Origin of the sequence: Paenibacillus sp. 22594 (genome assembly GCF_052044425.1) — a bacterium.
Taxonomy (GTDB): domain Bacteria; phylum Bacillota; class Bacilli; order Paenibacillales; family Paenibacillaceae; genus Paenibacillus_AQ.
Genome location: NZ_JBQENA010000056.1, coordinates 1 through 374 on the forward strand (window position 1 = coordinate 1; position 374 = coordinate 374).

The following is a 374-nucleotide window of genomic DNA, read 5'->3' on the forward strand; positions in this document are numbered from 1 at the left end:
GGAGCGGACGACGGGAATCGAACCCGCGACCCTCGCCTTGGCAAGGCGATGCTCTACCGCTGAGCCACGTCCGCAAAAACATGGTGCGCGTGAAGGGACTTGAACCCCCACGTCGTAAAACGCCAGATCCTAAGTCTGGTGCGTCTGCCATTCCGCCACACGCGCACACTTTAGAAGAAAAATGGTGAGCCATGAAGGACTCGAACCTTCGACACCCTGATTAAAAGTCAGGTGCTCTACCAACTGAGCTAATGGCTCTCAATGCACTAAATCTTAACTTCACCTTGTGATGTGAAGATGGCTGGGGATATAGGAATCGAACCTATGAATGACGGAGTCAAAGTCCGTTGCCTTACCGCTTGGCTAATCCCCAA

4 tRNA genes are annotated in these 374 nt (G+C 52.7%); all 4 read right to left on the minus strand.

Annotated elements, in window-relative coordinates:
- Positions 1–2: 2 nt before the first annotated feature.
- Positions 3–74, minus strand: a tRNA-Gly gene (locus ACTJKB_RS30960).
- Between the two features lie 7 nt (positions 75–81).
- Positions 82–165: transfer RNA gene (locus tag ACTJKB_RS30965), tRNA-Leu, on the minus strand.
- A 17-nt stretch (positions 166–182) separates the two neighbouring features.
- Positions 183–258: transfer RNA gene (locus ACTJKB_RS30970), tRNA-Lys, on the minus strand.
- A 40-nt stretch (positions 259–298) separates the two neighbouring features.
- A tRNA-Gln gene (locus tag ACTJKB_RS30975) sits at positions 299–373 on the minus strand.
- Position 374 lies beyond the last annotated feature (1 nt).